The 18891-nt window shown below is 60.6% G+C and carries 21 protein-coding genes; 1 reads left to right on the forward strand and 20 read right to left on the reverse strand.

The window, feature by feature from the left end:
- Positions 1-27: 27 nt before the first annotated feature.
- The 6 genes from ureC to ACA048_RS03060 form a co-directional block, all read right to left on the reverse strand.
- Complete coding sequence (ureC, locus tag ACA048_RS03035) at positions 28-1728, reverse strand: urease subunit alpha (protein WP_497627882.1); 1701 nt, start codon at positions 1726-1728, stop codon at positions 28-30.
- Between the two features lie 169 nt (positions 1729-1897).
- A complete protein-coding gene (locus tag ACA048_RS03040) occupies positions 1898-2203 on the reverse strand; it encodes an urease subunit beta (protein WP_497627883.1) in 306 nt (101 codons plus the stop codon).
- Positions 2203-2736, reverse strand: coding sequence for a GNAT family N-acetyltransferase (locus ACA048_RS03045; protein ID WP_497627884.1), 534 nt, complete (start codon positions 2734-2736; stop codon positions 2203-2205). The genes ACA048_RS03040 and ACA048_RS03045 overlap by 1 nt, the downstream gene beginning before the upstream one ends.
- A 6-nt stretch (positions 2737-2742) precedes the next feature.
- On the reverse strand, positions 2743-3276 hold the full coding sequence (locus ACA048_RS03050; RefSeq protein ID WP_497627885.1) for a GNAT family N-acetyltransferase: 534 nt from the start codon (positions 3274-3276) through the stop codon (positions 2743-2745).
- A gap of 9 nt (positions 3277-3285) precedes the next feature.
- The gene (locus ACA048_RS03055; RefSeq protein WP_007945249.1) at positions 3286-3588 is read right to left on the reverse strand and encodes an urease subunit gamma; all 303 of its coding nucleotides are present in this window, start codon (positions 3586-3588) and stop codon (positions 3286-3288) included.
- Between the two features lie 138 nt (positions 3589-3726).
- Positions 3727-4566 (reverse strand): urease accessory protein UreD, encoded by an 840-nt coding sequence (locus ACA048_RS03060; RefSeq protein ID WP_497627886.1) that lies wholly within the window; start codon positions 4564-4566, stop codon positions 3727-3729.
- 247 nt (positions 4567-4813) lie between these two features.
- Here ACA048_RS03060 and ACA048_RS03065 point away from each other — a divergent pair, with 247 nt between their 5' ends.
- On the forward strand, positions 4814-5485 hold the full coding sequence (locus ACA048_RS03065; RefSeq protein WP_497627887.1) for a DUF4329 domain-containing protein: 672 nt from the start codon (positions 4814-4816) through the stop codon (positions 5483-5485).
- A gap of 18 nt (positions 5486-5503) precedes the next feature.
- Here the strand turns inward: ACA048_RS03065 and urtE are convergent, their stop codons facing one another.
- The 14 genes from urtE to ACA048_RS03135 form a co-directional block, all read right to left on the reverse strand.
- Positions 5504-6202 carry an urea ABC transporter ATP-binding subunit UrtE gene (gene urtE, locus ACA048_RS03070; RefSeq protein ID WP_497627888.1) on the reverse strand — a complete coding sequence of 233 codons (699 nt, stop codon included), beginning with the start codon at positions 6200-6202 and terminating at the stop codon, positions 5504-5506.
- Between the two features lie 102 nt (positions 6203-6304).
- Positions 6305-7174 (reverse strand): urea ABC transporter ATP-binding protein UrtD, encoded by an 870-nt coding sequence (urtD, locus tag ACA048_RS03075; protein WP_477801853.1) that lies wholly within the window; start codon positions 7172-7174, stop codon positions 6305-6307.
- Positions 7171-8250, reverse strand: a complete 1080-nt coding sequence (urtC, locus tag ACA048_RS03080; protein ID WP_497627890.1) for an urea ABC transporter permease subunit UrtC — start codon at positions 8248-8250, stop codon at positions 7171-7173. The genes urtD and urtC overlap by 4 nt, the downstream gene beginning before the upstream one ends.
- Positions 8247-8441 (reverse strand): hypothetical protein, encoded by a 195-nt coding sequence (locus ACA048_RS03085; protein ID WP_497627891.1) that lies wholly within the window; start codon positions 8439-8441, stop codon positions 8247-8249. Before ACA048_RS03085 ends, urtC begins: the two co-directional genes overlap by 4 nt.
- Before the next feature lie 73 nt (positions 8442-8514).
- Positions 8515-10017 carry an urea ABC transporter permease subunit UrtB gene (gene urtB, locus ACA048_RS03090; protein ID WP_497627892.1) on the reverse strand — a complete coding sequence of 501 codons (1503 nt, stop codon included), beginning with the start codon at positions 10015-10017 and terminating at the stop codon, positions 8515-8517.
- 156 nt (positions 10018-10173) lie between these two features.
- Positions 10174-11439 carry an urea ABC transporter substrate-binding protein gene (gene urtA / locus ACA048_RS03095; RefSeq protein WP_497627893.1) on the reverse strand — a complete coding sequence of 422 codons (1266 nt, stop codon included), beginning with the start codon at positions 11437-11439 and terminating at the stop codon, positions 10174-10176.
- 387 nt (positions 11440-11826) lie between these two features.
- The gene (locus tag ACA048_RS03100; protein WP_497629795.1) at positions 11827-12168 is read right to left on the reverse strand and encodes a DUF6124 family protein; all 342 of its coding nucleotides are present in this window, start codon (positions 12166-12168) and stop codon (positions 11827-11829) included.
- A gap of 620 nt (positions 12169-12788) precedes the next feature.
- On the reverse strand, positions 12789-14165 hold the full coding sequence (locus tag ACA048_RS03105; protein ID WP_497627894.1) for a PepSY-associated TM helix domain-containing protein: 1377 nt from the start codon (positions 14163-14165) through the stop codon (positions 12789-12791).
- 112 nt (positions 14166-14277) lie between these two features.
- Positions 14278-16395 (reverse strand): TonB-dependent copper receptor, encoded by a 2118-nt coding sequence (locus tag ACA048_RS03110; protein WP_497627895.1) that lies wholly within the window; start codon positions 16393-16395, stop codon positions 14278-14280.
- 221 nt (positions 16396-16616) lie between these two features.
- Positions 16617-17066 carry a DUF2946 domain-containing protein gene (locus ACA048_RS03115; RefSeq protein WP_497627896.1) on the reverse strand — a complete coding sequence of 150 codons (450 nt, stop codon included), beginning with the start codon at positions 17064-17066 and terminating at the stop codon, positions 16617-16619.
- 20 nt (positions 17067-17086) lie between these two features.
- Positions 17087-17566, reverse strand: a complete 480-nt coding sequence (locus ACA048_RS03120; protein ID WP_497627897.1) for a copper chaperone PCu(A)C — start codon at positions 17564-17566, stop codon at positions 17087-17089.
- 48 nt (positions 17567-17614) lie between these two features.
- Positions 17615-18013 (reverse strand): DUF2946 domain-containing protein, encoded by a 399-nt coding sequence (locus ACA048_RS03125; RefSeq protein WP_497627898.1) that lies wholly within the window; start codon positions 18011-18013, stop codon positions 17615-17617.
- Between the two features lie 97 nt (positions 18014-18110).
- Complete coding sequence (locus ACA048_RS03130; protein ID WP_497627899.1) at positions 18111-18401, reverse strand: addiction module antidote protein; 291 nt, start codon at positions 18399-18401, stop codon at positions 18111-18113.
- A 3-nt stretch (positions 18402-18404) separates the two neighbouring features.
- The gene (locus tag ACA048_RS03135) at positions 18405-18707 is read right to left on the reverse strand and encodes a type II toxin-antitoxin system RelE/ParE family toxin (protein ID WP_497627900.1); all 303 of its coding nucleotides are present in this window, start codon (positions 18705-18707) and stop codon (positions 18405-18407) included.
- Positions 18708-18891: the final 184 nt, after the last annotated feature.

The following is an 18891-nucleotide window of genomic DNA, read 5'->3' on the forward strand; positions in this document are numbered from 1 at the left end:
TCCAGGCCTTTTTGCAATGTCGTCGGTTCAGAACAAAAAGTAGCGCTGTGCCATCGGCAACACATCTGCCGGCTCACACCACAGCAACACACCGTCGGCCTTGACCTGATAGGTCTGCGGATCGACTTCGATGTCGGGCAGGTAGTCGTTGTGGATCAGGTCGGTTTTCTGCACATCACGGCAACCCTTCACCACCGCGATTTTCTTCTTCAGGCCCAGTGCTTCGGGAAGACCAGCCTCCTGCGCCGCTTGGCTGATGAAGGTCAGGCTGGTGGCGTGCAGCGAGCCACCATAGCTGGCGAACATCGGGCGGTAGTGCACCGGTTGCGGCGTCGGAATCGATGCGTTGGCATCGCCCATCAGGCTGGCCGCGATGGCGCCGCCCTTGAGGATCAACGTCGGTTTGACCCCGAAAAACGCCGGGCGCCACAGCACCAGGTCGGCCCATTTACCCACTTCTACCGACCCCACTTCATGGCTGATGCCATGGGTGATCGCCGGGTTGATCGTGTACTTGGCGATGTAGCGTTTGGCGCGGAAGTTGTCGTTGCCTGCGCCGTCACCAGGTAGCGGGCCGCGCTGTTTTTTCATCTTGTCGGCGGTCTGCCAGGTGCGGGTGATGACTTCGCCGACGCGGCCCATGGCCTGGCTGTCGGAGCTGATCATCGAGAACGCGCCGAGGTCGTGCAGGATGTCTTCGGCGGCAATCGTCTCGCGACGAATGCGGCTTTCGGCGAAGGCCACGTCTTCGGCAATACTCGGGTCCAGGTGATGGCAGACCATCAGCATGTCGAGGTGTTCGTCGATGGTGTTGCGGGTGAACGGCCGGGTCGGATTGGTGGAACTCGGCAGCACATTGGCGAAGCCGCAGGCTTTGATGATGTCCGGCGCATGACCGCCGCCCGCGCCTTCGGTGTGGTAGGTGTGGATGGTGCGACCCTTGAACGCGGCAAGAGTGGTTTCGACGAAACCGGATTCGTTGAGGGTGTCCGTGTGGATTGCCACCTGCACGTCAAACTGATCGGCAACGCTCAGGCAGTTGTCGATACTCGCAGGGGTGGTGCCCCAGTCTTCGTGCAGCTTGAGGCCGATGGCGCCGGCCTTGACCTGTTCGATCAAGGGCTCCGGCAGGCTAGCGTTGCCTTTGCCGGTGAGGCCAATGTTCATCGGGAACGCGTCGGCGGCCTGGAGCATGCGCGCCAGGTGCCACGGCCCGGAAGTGCAGGTGGTGGCGTTGGTGCCGGTGGCCGGGCCGGTGCCGCCGCCGATCATGGTGGTGACGCCGCTCATCAACGCTTCTTCGATCTGCTGCGGGCAGATGAAGTGAATGTGCGTGTCGATGCCACCGGCGGTGAGGATCATCCCTTCGCCGGCGATGACTTCGGTGCTGGCGCCGATGGCGATGGTCACGTTCGGCTGCACGTCCGGATTGCCGGCCTTGCCGATGCCGGCGACGCGGCCTTCCTTGAGGCCGACGTCGGCTTTGACAATGCCCCAGTGGTCGATGATTAGCGCGTTGGTGATCACGGTGTCGACGACCTCGGCGGCCAACAGTTGGCTCTGGCCCTGGCCATCACGGATGACTTTGCCACCGCCGAATTTCACTTCTTCACCGTAGGTGGTGAAGTCTTTTTCGACCTCGATCCACAGCTCGGTGTCGGCCAGGCGGACCTTGTCGCCAACGGTGGGACCGAACATGTCGGCGTAGGCCTGTTTAGAAATTTTCATGGGCTTGCCTTGGGATTCAATTGTTTTTGAGACCGCTCGCGTAGCTCGCTATCGCTGGCAAGCCAGCTCCTACAAGGGAATCGCATCCACCGGCAACAATGGGAATGGAATGCGATCTCCTGTAGGAGCTGGCTTGCCAGCGAAGGGGCCAATGCACACGAAGCACTAATCAGAGGTCACCCATGATCCGCCCGGCAAATCCGAATACCCGGCGATGCCCTGCCAGATCCACCAACTCGACTTCGCGACTCTGCCCCGGTTCGAAGCGCACGGCGGTGCCGGCGGGGATGTTCAGGCGCATGCCGCGGCTGGCGGCGCGGTCGAAGGTCAGGGCGTCGTTGGTTTCGAAAAAGTGGTAATGCGAGCCGACCTGGATCGGCCGGTCGCCGCTGTTGGACACTTTCAGGCTGACAGTGCGGCGGCCGACGTTGAGTTCGATATCGCCGGGCTGGATCTGGTATTCACCGGGAATCATCAGTGGGCTCCTTGCAGAATTTTGTAGTAGAGCGCGGTCGGTTTGTAGCGGCCGCTCGGGTCGCAGGCGTAGTCGGGGATTTCCCCCGCCCGTGTGTAACCCAGCGCCTTGTAGAAATCTTCAGCGGGGGAGCCCGCCTCGGTGTCGAGGAAGAGCATGCCGCGCTTGTGCTGGAGAGCGGCCTGTTCCAAAGCGCTCATCAACTGTTGGCCCAGACCCCGCCGACGCGCGTGCTCGCGAACCAGGAGTTTTTGCACCTCGGCGCGGTTCAAGCCATTGGCTTTGTGGCACAGGGTCAGTTGCACGCTGGCTTCCACTTGTTCGTCGCGAACCACCACCCACAGCAGCACGTTGCCCTTGGTCAGGTTCTCCTGAACTTCATCGAAATAGGCACGCGCCTGTGTGGCATCCAGAGTGGCCATGAAGCCGACGCTGGCGCCATACCCCACGGCATCGAGCAACAAGTCGATCAAGCCCTGGCGATAGTGCGCAAAGCTCTCAACATTCACGCGGCGCAGTTGGGCTGCGTTCATTAGCGATTACTCCTGGTGGGCGACTGGCGGCTCCGCGCCGGGATTGAGGGTCAATTGCATGAAAGTCAGGTCCAGCCAGCGGCCGAACTTGGTGCCCACCTGGGGCATTTGCCCGGTGGTGATGAAACCGGCGCGCTCATGTAGACGAATAGATGCCGCGTTACCGCTTTCGATGGCCGCGACCATCACGTGTTTGTCGCAGCCTTTGGCACGTTCGATCAGCACCGTCATCAGTTGCGGGCCGAGTCCATTGCCACGCTGGTCGCTGCGCACGTACACCGAGTGTTCGACGGTGTGGCGAAATCCGTCGAACGGTCGCCAGTCTCCAAATGACGCGTAACCCAGCACACTGTCGTCAGCGTAGACGATCACCAGAATCGGATAACCCTGAGCTTGCCGGGCACTGAACCAGGCCTGGCGGTTGCCGAGGTCCACGGCTTGTTCGTTCCAGATCGCCGTGGTGTTGAGCACGGCGTCGTTGTAGATGTCGCGGATCGCCGGCAGGTCGGCCTGTACCGCTTCGCGAATGTGGTAAGTCATGGCGGGGCCTCAGGCGATAGGTTGGTGGACGGTGACCAGTTTGGTGCCGTCGGGGAACGTCGCTTCAACCTGGATCTCCGGGATCATTTCCGGGATACCTTCCATCACTTGCTCACGGGTCAGCAGGGTCGTACCGAAGTGCATCAAGTCGGCCACGGTCTGGCCGTCCCGCGCGCCTTCGAGCAGCGCAGCTGAGATGTAGGCCATGGCTTCCGGGTAATTGAGTTTCACGCCGCGCGCCAAACGCCGCTCGGCCACGAGGCCAGCGGTGAAGATCAGCAGCTTGTCTTTTTCGCGTGGGGTCAGGTCCATCGTTGGAATCCATCTGGGCAGATAAAAAATATTCGGATCTGTAAATACATACCTGTAGGAGCTGGCTTGCCAGCGAAGCTTTTGGCGTCAGTGAGTACGCCTTCGCTGGCAAGCCAGCTCCTACAGGGGGGACGGTGTTCAGGTGCTCCATATTCTGGGCGGGACGGCTTCGCGACCGAGCAACGTCGGCCTGAGCAATCGCCATAGATCAATCAACCAGCCTCGCGCCAGCAGCGCTTCACTGGCCAGGCACCGAGCCACCAACAGCCCCGGCAACTGGGTCAAATCCCCGCGTACATCGTTGGGCAGCGAACGACAGGTTTCCAGCAACTCGCTATCAATCTCACCGGTCACCAACAACGTCGCAAACACCGGTTGCCCGTCCAGCCCGATGGGCGAATCCAGCAAACCGTCATTGCCGACAATGCGCTGGCGTTCGTGCCAGAGCAACTGGCCGTCACGGCGGATATCCAGATGCGCCTGAAAATGCCCGAGGTTAAAACGCTCGCCACTGGCCGGTCGACCCAGCGCCACAACGTCCCAGTAGAACAACCGCGCATCGCCTTCCAGCTCAATCGAGGTGCTCAGTTCGGCCTGGGCATCGCTGAAGACAATCGTCTCTTGCGGCAACCACTCCAGTGTCGCGCCCGAAGCCACCCTCAAATCAAGTGTCTGGTAGGCCGGGCCCGCTGCGCGATACCACTTGGCCGCGCCGGGGCTGGTGATTTGTGCCCAGGCGTTTGTGCCGACGCTGGCCGAAATGTCCAGCCGATCACCACCGGCAATCCCGCCCGGCGGGTGAACGATGATGTGCTGGCACACCTCGGGGCCTTCGGCATACAGATGCTTTTGCACCCGCAGCGGGCCCAGGTGGCGGCGCTGAACCGGTCGGGTACTGTCGCCGAATCGGGCGTAGCCTAACTCCAGTTCGGCGTGCCAACTGGGGGTAAACAAGGCGCCAGAAGCTGGAAGAGTCATAGTCAGTGCTTATCGTGAGGTCGTCAGGATCTGTGCAAAGGCTGTGCCGGCAGACATGGCAGGCAGGAAGCGGCTGTTCATCGTCGCTGCGCACTGATACGAGGCGTCGTATGGAGCGCGGTGCGATAAATTGGTGCCTGGCGCAGATGTGAGACATATATACCGCCTTCCGTGGTCGCAAAGAATCCAGGATGCAAGCGCACGCCCCCTCCTCCAGCGGGGCGGCTTAACTTCTTGGAGTCTCTTGATGACCACTTCTACTGATTCTGTACAACCAGCAGCTTCGACCGCGCCGGTGTTGCCACCCGTGAGCCAACCTTTCATCTGCGTGGACGATGCAGCGTATTGGATTCACCAGCAAGAACGCACGAACGACGGAGAATACGGTGCGCTCATATTGCAGCGCCCCGACGGCAAGTTTGTCGCGACAACACCTATAAAAGATGAGGCAACTTCATTTGATTTTGAGCGTTTGCTACCGTTCGACCAACAGACCCAGACGATCAGTCACCCAGCGGGATACCGTTGCATGGGCCTTTATCACAGCCATCCGGAATATGCAGAACAGATTGCCAGGACGTACCCCTCCTACAACGAGGAGCAGGTCAAGTTGTATATCGCGCTCCCTTCGCTAGGCGATATCGCTTTAACTTTCAAGCATGTGAGTTTCTTTAAACATAATTATGTTTCAAGTCCCTATGGCTCTCTGGTGGCCTACTCCATCAATCCGCAAAACGCATCCGGCAATCCTAAATTCCGAATGGGCTCGACGCCCGAGAGCCGGATCCGGAGGATGGTGAGCATCGGCCAGTTGCGTGTCATCGATCCAGGCACCATCTGGGGTGGACATCGCGGCCCGGTCACGGCGGATTGGGTTCCCTATACGCTGGCAAGCCGCACGCCCCCGGTGTCTCAATGACAGTTGACAGTACACCGCTCAGATCGTAACCAGCCCGCGCACACCATCGGCTTCCATATTTTCGCCGCGACCTTGCTGCACGATCTCGCCCCGTGACATCACCAGGTATTGATCGGCCAGTTCGGCGGCGAAATCGTAGAACTGCTCTACCAGCAAAATAGCCATGTCGCCCCGGGCCGCAAGCTTCTTGATCACCGCGCCGATCTCCTTGATCACCGACGGCTGGATGCCTTCGGTGGGCTCGTCGAGAATCAGCAAGCGTGGACGGCTGGCCAATGCGCGGCCAATCGCCAATTGCTGTTGCTGGCCCCCGGACAAGTCACCGCCGCGCCGGTGCTTCATCTGCAGCAGCACCGGAAACAGCTCGTAGATGAACGCAGGGACTTCCTTGGCTTCAGCACCGGGAAATCGCGACAGGCCCATCAGCAGGTTTTCTTCGACGGTCAGCCGGCCGAAGATTTCCCGACCCTGCGGCACGTAAGCGATCCCTGCGTGCACGCGCTGGTGCGGCTTGAACGTGGTAATCGGTTTGCCTTCCCAGTTCACTGCGCCTTCTTTGGCCGGCAGCAAACCCATCAGGCATTTGAGCAGGGTAGTCTTGCCGACGCCGTTGCGCCCGAGCAGGCAGGTGACTTCGCCGACTTTCACCTCGAACGTCAGGCCGCGCAGGATGTGGCTACCGCCGTAATACTGGTGCAGCTTGTCGACTTGCAGCATGTTCAAATTCCCCTCAGATCCCCTGTAGGAGCAAGGCTTGCCCGCGATAGCGATCTCAAGGACGCCATCGCGGGCAAGCCTTGCTCCTACAGGGGCGACATTTCAGCGACCGAGGTAAACCTCAATCACCCGCTCGTTGTCCTGCACCTGCTCCAGCGACCCTTCGGCCAGCACGCTGCCCTGGTGCAACACGGTGACGTGGTCGGCAATCGAACCCACAAACCCCATGTCATGTTCCACCACCATCAACGAATGCTTGCCCGCCAGACTCTTGAACAGTTCGGCAGTGAATTCGGTTTCGGCGTCGGTCATGCCCGCCACCGGCTCGTCGAGCAACAGCAATTGCGGGTCTTGCATCAGTAGCATGCCAATCTCCAGAAACTGCTTCTGTCCGTGGGACAACAACCCCGCCGGGCGATTGACTGAAGTCGTCAGGCGAATGGTTTCCAGCACTTCAGTGATGCGATCACGTTGCTCGCCACTCAGCCGCGCCCGCAGGCTGGCCCACACCGACTTGTCGGTTTTCTGCGCCAGCTCCAGATTCTCAAACACGCTCAACGCTTCGAAAACGGTCGGCTTCTGGAACTTGCGACCGATACCGGCCTGGGCGATCTGCACCTCGCTCATCTGCGTCAGGTCGAGGGTTTCACCGAACCAGGCCTTACCGTGACTGGGGCGGGTCTTGCCGGTGATCACGTCCATCAGCGTGGTCTTGCCCGCGCCGTTGGGGCCGATGATGCAGCGCAGTTCGCCGACGCCGATGTACAGATTCAAGTCGTTCAGTGCCTTGAAGCCATCGAAGCTGACGCTGATGTCTTCCAGGGTCAGGATCGTGCCGTGGCGGGTATCGAGGCCTGGGCTGACGCGTTGGCCGTGGCTGATGGCGTCGCGGCTGGTGCCGGCGTCCTTGTTCGGTTCCACGGGGAAAAAGGCCGGTTCGAGCATGAATTCAGCCGTCGCAGTGACTCTCATTGCTCACCCCTTTTTTTCAGCAGACCGATCACGCCCTTGGGCAGATACAAGGTCACGATGATGAACAGCGCGCCGAGGAAGAACAGCCAGTATTCCGGGAACGCCACGGTGAACCAGCTCTTCATGCCGTTGACCACGCCAGCGCCCAACAGTGGGCCGATCAGCGTGCCGCGACCACCCAACGCGACCCAGACCGCCGCTTCAATGGAGTTGGTCGGCGACATTTCGCTCGGGTTGATGATCCCGACCTGCGGCACGTACAAAGCCCCCGCCAGACCGCACAACACCGCGCTCAGCACCCAGACAAACAGCTTGAAGCCGCGTGGGTCGTAGCCGCAGAACATCAGGCGATTTTCCGCATCGCGTAGCGCGGTGAGCACCCGCCCGAACTTGCTCTGCGCCAGGCGCCAGCCGATGAACAGGCTCGCCACCAGCAACACCACCGTGGCGAAAAACAACACCGCGCGGGTGCCCGGTTCGGTAATGCCGAAACCGAGAATAGTGCGGAAGTTGGTGAAGCCATTGTTGCCGCCAAAACCGGTCTCGTTGCGGAAGAACAACAACATTCCGGCGAAGGTCAGGGCCTGGGTCATGATCGAGAAATACACGCCCTTGATCCGCGAGCGGAAGGCGAAGAAGCCGAACACCAGCGCCAGCAGTCCCGGCGCCAATACCACCAGACACATGGCCCAGAGGAAGCTGCTGGTGCCGGTCCAGTACCACGGCAATTCGCTCCACGACAGGAACGTCATGAACGCCGGCAAGCCATCGCCCGAGGCCTGGCGCATCAAGTACATGCCCATCGCGTAACCGCCGAGGGCGAAGAACAGACCATGGCCGAGGGACAACAGGCCGGCGTAACCCCAGACCAGATCCAGCGCCAGGGCGACGATGGCGTAGCAAAGAATCTTGCCCACCAGCGTCAGGGTGTAGGCCGAAACGTGAAAAACACTGACGGGCGATAACAGCGACAGCAGCGGCAACGCCAGCAGCAAAACGAGGATCACCGCGCCGACCGCGATCGTGACCTTGGGGCCGGCCTTTTGTGTGGCCGTGAGCAATAGGGGCTGGTTCATCGGGGCATGCTCACGTCCATTGACGCACCGCGGTGCAGGCTGTCGGCGTGCCAGGCAAGGCGCGGGTCGCAGGTGATGGTTGTTCCCTCGACAAGATCCGCAACGCGGCATGGCGCGTCGACAGTCGCAACCCGTAGGGCCGTTGTCTTGTTGGCGGCGGGGCCAGTCTCGATGTCATTGATGGAAAACATATTTACGTTCCTTATCGGTGTCGCCGCCAGCAAGGCAGCGGCGCGGTCGTCAATGGGCGTGAGCATGCCCCGCTTAGTCGATCACCCGTCCTTTCAGTGCGAAGAGACCTTGCGGACGCTTCTGGATGAACAGAATGATCAGCGCGAGGATCAGGATCTTGCCGAGCACGGCGCCGATTTGCGGTTCGAGAATTTTGTTGGCGATACCGAGGCCGAACGCGGCGAGCACGCTACCGGCCAACTGGCCGACACCGCCGAGTACCACCACCAGGAACGAGTCGATGATGTAGCTCTGGCCGAGGTCCGGGCCGACGTTGCCGATCTGGCTCAGCGCCACGCCACCGAGGCCGGCAATGCCCGAGCCGAGGCCGAAGGCGAGCATGTCCACGCGCCCGGTCGGCACGCCGCAACACGCGGCCATGTTGCGGTTCTGGGTGACGGCGCGCACGTTCAAACCCAGGCGGGTCTTGTTCAGCAGCAGCCAGGTCAGCACCACCACAAACAGCGCGAAGGCGATGATCACGATGCGGTTGTACGGCAGCACGAGGTTGGGCAGCACTTGAATCCCGCCCGACAACCACGCCGGGTTGGCCACTTCAACGTTCTGCGCGCCGAACAGCAATCGCACCAGCTGAATCAACATCAAACTGATGCCCCACGTGGCGAGCAAGGTTTCCAGCGGGCGGCCATAGAGGTGACGAATCACCGTGCGTTCCAGCGCCATGCCGATGGCAGCGGTGACGAAAAAGGCCACCGGCAACGCAATCAGCGGGTAGAACTCGATGGCCTGAGGGGCGTAGCGCTGGAACATCATCTGCACCACATACGTCGAGTAGGCGCCGAGCATCAGCATCTCGCCGTGAGCCATATTGATCACGCCGAGCAGGCCGAAGGTGATCGCCAACCCCAGTGCTGCGAGCAGCAAAATCGAACCGAGGGACATGCCGCTAAACGCCTGACCAAGCAGCTCGCCGATCAGCAGTTTGCGTTTGACCTGGGCGAGGCTGGTTTCGGCGGCGGTGCGCACCGTGGCGTCGGCTTCGACGCCCGGTTCCAGCAGGCTTTCGAGGCGGGTGCGGGCCAGTGGGTCGCCGGTTTCACCGAGCAGTCGCACAGCGGCGAGACGCACGGCCAGGTCGGTGTCCACCAGTTGCAGATTGGCCAGCGCGAGGCTGAGTGCGGCGTGGACGCTTTCGTCTTTTTCGCTGGCCAGTTGCTGGTCGAGGAATTTCAGCTGCGCGGGTTTGGCACTTTTCTGCAATTGCTGCGCGGCGGTCAGACGGATTTTGGCGTCGGCGACCAGCAGTTGGTGGCTGGCCAGTCCGGTGTCGATCAGACCCCGCAGGCGATTGTTCAGGCGCAAGGTTTTCGGTTGGCCGTCGATAGTCAGCTCGCCTTGTTGCAAGGCGTTGATCAGCTCGATACGGGCCAGGCCAGGCTGCGCGGCCCAGGCTTCCAGCAGTTTGGCTTGCTGCACAGGGTTGGCGGCGACGAAGTCTTCGGCGTCGTTGGCCTGTACGGCCATCGGCAGTAACAGCGCGATGGCGAAGATGAAGCGGTAAAGGGCAGTGGGCATGTCGAACGTCCTGGTCATACGAGGACCTTGTAGGAGCTGGCTTGCCAGCGAAGGCGGTCTATCAGGCAAACCGCGTGATGCTATTCGCTGGCAAGCCAGCTCCTACAGGTGTTGTGTCGGGCCCAGGGTGAGTGTCCGGGCCCGGCATCGCAGGGCTTAGTTGCTCTTCACCGCATACTCCGGCTTCTTGTCGTTGCCCTGAATGAACGGGCTCCACGGCTGGGCGCGGATCGGCCCTTCGGTCTGCCACACCACGTTGAACTGACCGTCGGCCTGGATCTCGCCGATCATCACCGGCTTGTGCAGGTGATGGTTGGTCTTGTCCATGGTCAGGGTGTAGCCGGACGGCGCGGCAAAAGTCTGGCCGGCGAGGGCTTCGCGGACTTTGTCGACGTCGGTGGATTTGGCTTTTTCAGCCGCTTGCGCCCACATGTGAATGCCGACGTAGGTGGCTTCCATCGGGTCGTTAGTCACCGCTTTGTCGGCGCCCGGCAGGTTGTGTTTCTTGGCGTAGGCTTTCCAGTCCGCGACGAACTTCTTGTTTGCCGGGTTCTCCACCGATTCAAAGTAGTTCCACGCCGCGAGGTTGCCCACCAGCGGTTTGGTGTCGATGCCGCGCAGTTCTTCTTCACCGACGGAGAACGCCACGACCGGAACGTCGGTCGCTTTCAATCCCTGGTTCGCCAGCTCTTTATAGAACGGCACGTTGGAGTCGCCGTTGACGGTCGAGATAACCGCTGTTTTGCCGCCGGCCGAGAATTTTTTGATGTTGGCCACGATGGTCTGGTAATCGGCGTGGCCGAAGGGGGTGTAGACCTCTTCGATGTCCTTGTCCGCCACACCTTTTGAATGCAGGAACGAACGCAAGATTTTGTTGGTGGTACGCGGGTAGACGTAGTCGGTCCCGAGCAGGAAATAGCGCTTGGCGCTGCCGCCTTCTTCGCTCATCAGGTATTCAACGGCGGGGATCGCTTGCTGGTTCGGCGCGGCGCCGGTGTAGAACACGTTTGGCGACATCTCTTCGCCTTCGTATTGCACCGGATAGAACAGCAAGCCGTTGAGCTCTTCGAACACCGGCAACACCGATTTACGCGACACCGAGGTCCAGCAACCGAACACCACGGCCACCTTGTCCTGCGTCAGCAGCTGACGGCCCTTTTCCGCGAACAGCGGCCAGTTGGACGCCGGGTCTACCACCACCGGTTCCAGCATCTTGCCGTTCACGCCGCCCTTGGCGTTGATCTCATCGATGGTCATCAACGCCATGTCTTTGAGCGATGTTTCGGAGATCGCCATGGTGCCGGACAACGAATGCAGAATCCCGACCTTGATGGTTTCGGCGGCCTGGACCGTCCAGGTCATGCCCATCGCGGCAATGCTTGCCGAGAGTGTAAAAGCCTTGATCAAGCTACGACGCTTCATTGTGCGATCTCCATGAACTGATGAATTTTCTTGGTTGGCAGATGCGGACTACTGAAGGCTGTTTTGCAAGGGCTGTGCCCGGTTGGCAAAAGTCGTGGAAATGACGGGTTAGAGCGGTTGTGCGGTTTGGGCAGCGCACCATCAAGGGACGAGGTCGGGGCAGTGGTGCGACGAGGTGCGCCACATTGGGGCGAGCAACGATGATCTCCTGTGGGAGCGAGCCTGCTCGCGATGGCGGCCTTTCAGTCGAAGTGATGCTGGATGTGTTGTCGTCTTCGCGAGCAGGCTCGCTCCCACAATTGATCAGTGTTGTGAACGTGATGTGTGGACCACGATAGATCCCTGTGGGAGCGAGCAGGCTCACTCCCACATTTTTTTGCAGTACCTCTAGGTGGGAACGACGTTATCCACCGCGCGGTTCACGGCCAGTTCCGCGAGCATGATGACCTGCTGAATCGCCATCGCCTTATGGCGCTGCGGGCCGATCAGCTCGGTGGCGAAATCGCTGGCCAGCACACTGGCTGACGCCAAGGATTCACAGGCATTGACCAACAGGCTTTCGGTGTCGTTGTCCGGGGCGATCATGAACATGGTGCTGGGGCGGCGGGGCTTTTCGGTGTATTGGGCCGGGGGACCGAGGTAGTAGTCGAGGGCGCGCTTGATGGCATCGCGGTCTCTGAGCAGGTCTTCGTCGCGAGATGTTTCGGGATCGGGAGTGGTGGTGTCGATGGGTGGATCACTGGCTTCTTGGTCATCTTATAAGGGCTCTAAGAATCAAGTGGAGCCACCACTTGCCGTTTCTCACGCGGCGGAATGGTGGCAGCTATGTGCGGAGTGAGAAACCGGGCAGCACCCAAACCCGGCCGGACCGAAGTCCGCCCGCACACAGCCGCCATAGAGCATTGACGCAAGCGCATTGGCCGGCGGCAATTATGGTGGTACTGATGTTGGATTAACAGGGGCTGCCGGGTTCTCACACCCGATCACTGAGTTTTCAGTGACAGCCCCAGACTAGACAGCCCACGTCCGACGAACAACCTGAAAAAGTCGTGGGAAACGTCCGGTCATTTCGCATCCAGATAAACACACATAAACAACCCCGGAATCACAACCCCTGTAGGAGCTGGCTTGCCAGCGAAAGCGGTGGGTCAGTCACATCGATGCAGGATGTGCCGCCGCATTCGCTGGCAAGCCAGCTCCTACCGTGGATGTGTGGCGCATGCAGAATCAGCGAACGACGATACCCCCCTGTAGGAGCTGGCTTGCCAGCGAAAGCGGTGGGTCAGCCCCAAAAATGTTGAATGTGCCGCCGTCTTCGCGAGCAGGCTCGCTCCCACATTAGAATGTGGTCACAAAGAGGAGGCCGATTCAGTTTGTCGGCTGAAACGCGACAACAGCACGCGATCCAGCACCCAGACCACCACCAAGGATGCGCCCACCAGAGGAAACATCACCGCCAGGGCGAACATGATGACCATCGCGGTTTTCCATTTCGGCAAATCGTGACGCAGCGGCGGCACACCGAATTTGCCCTGTGGCCGACGCTTCCACCAGATCACCACGCCACTGACGGCGCTGAGCAGGATCATCAGGCAGATCAGCAACACGATGATCTGATTGAGCACACCGAACATCTTGCCTTCGTGCAGCATCACGCCGATTTCCGTGGCGCGGGCGACGGTGCCGTATTGCTCGTAACGCACGTCGGCGAGGACGTCGCCGGTGTATTGATCGACGTGCAGCGTGGCGTCGTTGCGTGGGTCATCCGCGAACACGGCAATGGTGAACACACCCGTCGCGGTGGTCGGGAAGGTGATGCTGTAACCCGGCTCGACCTTGCGCTGCACGGCGATGTTCTGCACGTCTTGCAGGCTGATGGTCGGCGCCGCCGGACCGGACTGTGCGCCACCGTGGGCCATGTGTTCGGCGTGGTCGCCGGACATCGGCATCGGCGTGTTTTCCATGGCCCAAGGCACGGTCTGGCGGGTGGCGGTGTTGAGGCTGCGGGCCTCGACGTCAGACTTGGGCACGTTGTCCCACATGGCGGCCGGAAACACGTTCCAGACGCCGGCGTATTGCTGGCCCCAGAAGCCGGTCCAGGTCATGCCGCTGAGCAACATCACCAGCAGCAACGACGCGCCCCAGAACCCGGTCACCGCGTGCAGATCACGCCACAACACGCGACCGCGACTGGTCAACCGTGGCCACAAAATGCCTGCCGCCTGGCCACGCGGCCGCCACAGGAACACCCCGGACACCACCAGCACGATGCCCCAGCCGGCGGCCATTTCGATCAGTCGATCACCGACGGTGCCGATCATCAGCTCGCCGTGAATCGCCCGCGCAACCGCTTGCAGGTTCTTCTTGGCGTCTTGCTCGCCGAGGATGTCGCCGTGGTAGGGATCAATGAACACGTTGAGCTCGGTGCCAGCATTGATCACGACGAATTGAGCGCTGCGCTCGGCGTTGACCGGTGGCAGGTACTGCTTGATCGTGGCTTGTGGATAGGCTTCCTTGACCCGCTTGAGCAGGTCGTCGGCGGGCACGGTGTGGTGGCCGGCCGGGACGTTCAGCAGGCTGCCGTACATCAACGGATCGAGTTGCGGTTTGAACAGGTAAATGATGCCGGTCAGGGCCAGCATCACCATGAAGGGCGCCACGAACAGACCGGCATAGAAATGCCAGCGCCAGGCCAGGTTGTAGAAATTCGGTTTGGGCTGTTTCATCACGTGTGCTCCGTTTTGGCATGGATCTTTTAGTTGTTTGTTGGCGGTTGCTTCGCAACCGATCGCGAGCAGGCTCGCTCCTACAGTAGGAGCGGGTTTGCCCGCGATGTTTTTAGAAACTCATGTCCACCTTGGTCCAGAGCGTTCGCCCCGGTTCTTTGATGGCCTGAGGGTTTTGGGCCGGGTAGCCAAAACCGGCGTTGCCGGCCAGGTTCAGGTGCTCGGCGTAGGCCTTGCCGAACAGGTTGTCGACGCCGGTGCTGACCCTCCAGTGCTGGTCGATCCGGTAGGCACCGTTGAGCGAGAACACGCCGAAGCCCGGGGTCTTGTCGAAGTCTTTGCCGACGACGTTGCCCTTGTTCAAATCGATGCGGTTTTGCGCAGCGACCACTCGCCACAGCGCCCCGGCACTCCAGTTGTCTTCGCTGTAGGTAAGGCCGAAACGCGCGTCCAGTGGCGGCATTTGCGGCAGTGCGTTGCCGTCGCTGCTGTTCTTGCCCCAGGCGTAGGCCAGGGTCGCGTCGGCTTTCCAGTTGTTGGTCAACCGGTAGGCCGCACCGAGTTCGCCGCCCATGATGTTGGCGTCGATGTTTTGTGCCTGGGAGAGGGTGCCCGCTGGGGTCGGGATGTAGTTGAACAGGATGTAGTCGTGCACTTTTCCGACATAACCCGAGGCCCAGGCGTCGAGGTCTTCGGTTTTGTATTGCAGGCCGAAGTCGAGCTGGGTGGTTTTCTCAGGCTTGATCGAATCGAAGGCATTCACCGAACCGGCGGGGCCGCTCTTGGGTGAAAACAGCTCCCAGTAATCCGGGAAACGTTCGGTGTGACCGAGGCCTGCGTACAGGGTGGCCGGGCTGTCGGCCAGGTCATGCTCATAACGGGCGAAGCCGCTTGGCAGGGTGTCGGCGCGGGTATCGTCGGCGGTCGGGTTGGGGCGTTTAGTCATCCCTGAACCGATGGTTTGCCGGTAATCCTTGGCCGAGGCGCGGTCCAGGCGCGCGCCGGTGATCAGCCGGTCACGGTCGGCGGCGTACCAGGTCAGTTCGCTGAAGACGCCGTAGTTGTGGAAGTCGGCGTCCTCGGTGTACGGCAGGTCCTTGTAGGTATTGATGCCCGCACTGCCGCGCTGGCGGTGTTCGCTGGTTTGCACGTCAATGCCGCTGATCAGCTGCACGACGGCCCAGCGCCAGGTGCCTTTGACCCGGCCGCCGACGGTTCGACGGTCGACATTCGACGCCCTCGGGCCGGACATCATCCCGGTGCCGGACGGCGTGCGCAGGGTGTAGTTGTCCATCACGTGGTCGGCGTAGTTGTAGTAAATCTGGCCCTCGATCTTGTCCAGCACGTCGCCGACGTTCGATTTTTCAAAGCGTAGACCGAGGCTTTCGCGCAGGAACTGCGAGCCGTCCATGCCGCGCCCGGCGTAACGCGCCTCACCATCGCTTTTGCCGGCGGTCAGTTCCAGCAGGGTGTCGGCATCCGGCGTCCAGCCGAGTGCGACATCGCCGTTCCACTTGTCGTAGCGCGAGGGCACGGTGTCGTTGTTGCCATCCCGGTAGTCGTCGGCGTGTGCGGTGTTGCCGATCACCCGCACGTAGCCCAACGGCCCGCCGGCAGCAGCGTCCACCAGTTTGTCGAAGCGGCCGTTGGAGCCGGCCAGCACGCTGGTATTCACCCGGGTGCCGAGTTCGCCGAAGCTCTCCGGCTCTCGGTCGAAGAGGATGGTCCCGGCGGACGCGCCCGGCCCCCACAGTACGGTTTGCGGGCCTTTGATGACGGTGAGTTTGTCGTAGGTTTCCGGCGAGAGGTAGGAGGTTGGCGCGTCCATCCGGCCGGGGCAGGCGCCCAGTAATTGGCCGCCGTTGGTGAGGATGTTCATCCGCGAGCCGAACATGCCGCGCAGCACCGGGTCGCCGTTGGTGCCGCCGTTGCGCACGAGGGCGAAGCCGGGGATGGTTTTCAAGTAGTCGCCACCGTCACTGGCCGGCACCGGTTGGCGCGGGTCCTTGGGGTTGGTGACGATGGTCAGCGGTGAGCTGGGGGCGATCGCGGTGATGACCGTCGGGCTCAGATCTTCACTGTGGCCTGCGTGTTCATCGGCCAACGCCAGCGGTGTCAGTAGAGCGCCACACAGGAATGCGGTGGCGTGCCTGAATCGAACACGGGGTTCGTTCAGGGCAAAAGAAGCTTGGGCAGGGCTCAAGCGTGAGTCAGCAGAAAACCTGGACATGACAATTTCCATCGAACGGCATAAACGACACGGCCGGCAGCCGAGGCAATTTCCTTGTGGGAACGAGCCTGTGTGGTGAGCGAGCTTGCTCGCGCTGGGCTGCGTAGCGGCCCCTTTTGTGAGTGCTGCGCACTCAAGCGGGAGCAAGCTCCCTCGCCACAAAAGCTCTGTCCCACAGGTTTGCTTGGCTGGTTTAACCGTGTGAGATCAGAGGTGGGTGTTTACGCGACGATGGGCGGGGCGCGTGTTCGGGCGCCGGGGAAGTACGGTTGCCGGGCGTGGCCCAGGCGGGGGGACGGGGTGGTGAACGTGCTGGCGGGTGGGGTGTTGAAGGCTGTGAACGAAACACCGCCGGTCAGTGCCGGGCAGTTGAACAGCAGGCTGCAATAGCCGCATTTTTCCCAGAGCGCATGGTGCGAGGCTTTGGGCGGGCAATGTTCGGCGGCGGGTTGCGCGCCGTGGTCGGCGTGTTCCATCGCCGACATGTCCATGCTCATGTCCATCGACATGTTCATGGTCATTGCAGAGGCGCGTTGATCCATCGGCATCGACTGAGAAATCAGCGGTCCGATAAAGATCATCAACATGGCGAACAAGCTGATCCAGCTACCGTGCGTCAGGCTCAATGACTGACGACGTGACGCGGATGACCTGGCGCTAAGCGGGCGCATGGCGGCTTCTGCTCAGTCGGTTACTGGGCGTGAGCGTGCATGTGCATGTCTTGCGGCGGCTTCTTCTGCACGGCGACTTCGACCGTCACATCGCCGGCCTTCTCGAAATGCATCGTCAGCGGGAAGTGTTTGCCGTCGCTCAGCAGGCTGCGATCTTTCAGCCCCAGCAGCATCACGTGATAGGCCATCGGGGCAAAGGTAACGTTGCCGCCGGCGGGAATCTCGACGCTCGGCACGTGTTGCATCTTCATCATGTCGTTCTGCATCACATGCTCGTGCAACTGGGCCTCGCTCGAAATCGGCGAGTCGACACTGAGCAGGCGGTCAGCGGTTTTGCCGCTGTTTTGAATTACAAAATAGGCGGCAACGGTTGGCGCGTTGGGCGGCAACTCCTGCGACCACGGGTTCGCGATTTCCAACTCGCCGACTTTGTAGTCTTGAGCATTGGCAAAGCAGGCAGGCAGCAGCAACGCAGCCAGAACGATGAGTTTGTTCAACATGGCAGTTCTCCAGAACGATTCAAAACGCAGGTCAATTGCGAGAAGGAATCACACCAGAGGGGATGCGCGGGGGTTGAGACTCGGCCATTGCCGACGAGGTGTGGGGATATTGAGTGTGGCGGCGGGCAGGCTTCGATTGCTCTCGAAATGCGCGAAATACAGCTGCGGCTCATGCCCTGGCAGCGCCACCAAAGGGGCGGAGCCCGAGCAACACCAGCAATGCTGCATGTTGGAATGATCGTCGCCCTGTGGTGCTTTTTGCTCGATATCGCCCAGGGAAATCGCCACCATCTTGGTGCCGTTGGAGGTGCAGAAACTGCCCCACAACAATTGCTCGGCGGGTGATTTCGCCGCCTGCGCCATCGCATTGCTCATCGGCATGGCGAGCATGTTGAACAGCACTGCGAAGCAGGCGATCCAGGCAATTGCGAGCCGATGTCGGGACATGGGACAAATCCATTGAGTGGGCGATCAAGCGCGGCTATTTAGCCTGATCAGGACCGATAAGTAAAAAAGCGGCGTGCGGTGTGGTGTCGCAGTGCAATCAGCGTGCACTGGCATGCAAGCGCAGGCCTAAAGCTTTCATAACCTTCATGATAGTCGCGAATTCCGGATTGCCAGTGTTACCCAGCGCTTTGTACAAGCTTTCACGGCCCAAACCTGCGTCCCGGGCAATCTGCGTCATGCCCTTTGCTCGGGCTATGTCGTTGAGAGCGGCACGTATGAGTACTCCGTCGCCAGCATCCTCTTCAAAGCAAGCATCCAGATAGGCAGCCATTTCTTCCGGAGTCTTGAGAAACTCGGCGGCGTCGAAACGGGTGAATTGTTCGGCCATGATTTACTCCTCATTACCGATGTTTTGCGCCATTTGAAGGGCGCGTTTGATGTCTCGTTTTTGAGTCGACTTATCTCCACCCACCAACAGCAGATAAACCACATCACCTCGGCGGGTGAAGTACATCCTGTAACCGGGACCGTAATGCACACGCATTTCAAAAACAGCTCCGCCTACCGGTTCGTAATCACCACAGTTTCCATGCTCGGCAGCTCGGAGTCTGGCAATGATGCGAGCTTTACCAATGATGTCTCTCAGTGAGTCGAGCCAGTCGGCAAATGCACGGGATCGTTCGAAGTCGATCATGTTTGATCGTATTCCTTGGGATACAAGTTGGCAAGGCGCACTTTCCCCAGGCCGAATTCGGTCGTCCCTCAGGATGCGGGTAGGGTGTGCTTGTTAAGATCAGAGGACTATATGATTCACGGCATAGAGTGAACAGCCGGCCCCGTCCGAGAGTGTTGCCGGCAAATTCGCGATGTTAAGCAGT

The sequence above is a fragment of the Pseudomonas sp. LBUM1659 genome, assembly GCF_059716045.1.